This window comes from Rhodopirellula europaea 6C (assembly GCF_000338295.1).
Lineage (GTDB): Bacteria > Planctomycetota > Planctomycetia > Pirellulales > Pirellulaceae > Rhodopirellula > Rhodopirellula europaea.
Window position 1 is genome coordinate 1 of sequence record NZ_ANMO01000065.1, and the last position, 680, is coordinate 680.

The window sequence follows — 680 nt, forward strand, 5'->3', positions numbered from 1 at the left end:
TAACGTCACGCGTCACCGGGTACGCGCAGAAGATTTTCAACTTCAAAACCGCTCGGCCCGCGTACTCCGGTGCACGCGATTGTTACGACCTGTTTCTGGGCGGACGTTTGACGTCTCCATTGCGCCACACACCTGAGTCCAATCGTAGCAGACCGTGTGGGATGCGTCGAGAAATTGCTCGCGCATCATCATCTGGGACAGGACAGCCCAACGCCTCGAATCCGCGCAGCTTTGGAAGCTCGACCAAGCGGTGAAATGCGGGCAGTGACAATCCGCATTCGTTGCAATTAAGCATCCGTATTTCGGGCAACTGCGTAATTCGATTAGCAGCATCATCTGTCAACGGGATGTCGTACAAACCGAAGGTTGTAAGCGTTTCCGGCAGTTCGGCGGTTGAGATCGCATTCGCAGTGATTGCCGTGCCGCCTATGTCGAGTGAAGCTAGCCGACGAAAGCAGCAAATCGAAGCCAGTCCGGCATCGGTGATCGGGCACCCCGCGGCCATCAAGAATTCAAGGTCGGCCCAGCTTGAGATTCCATGCAAGTGGGCGTCGGTCAGCTGCGCGTCGAGTGCCCAAACCTGAAACGCGCCGTTGACCTGTGCGCCGGTGCCCGCCAATTCAGCGACGAGGCGAGCAACGCGTTGGTCATCCGTCATGTGGCGAAATCTTCAGTGTCGT

At 57.2% G+C, this 680-nt stretch carries 1 protein-coding gene; it reads right to left on the reverse strand.

What is annotated here, in order from left to right; all coding sequences use genetic code 11:
• Positions 1-82 precede the first annotated feature (82 nt).
• Positions 83-658: a hypothetical protein gene (locus tag RE6C_RS05330; RefSeq protein WP_008654570.1), complete on the reverse strand. Its 576-nt coding sequence runs from the start codon at positions 656-658 to the stop codon at positions 83-85.
• Between the last annotated feature and the right edge of the window lie 22 nt (positions 659-680).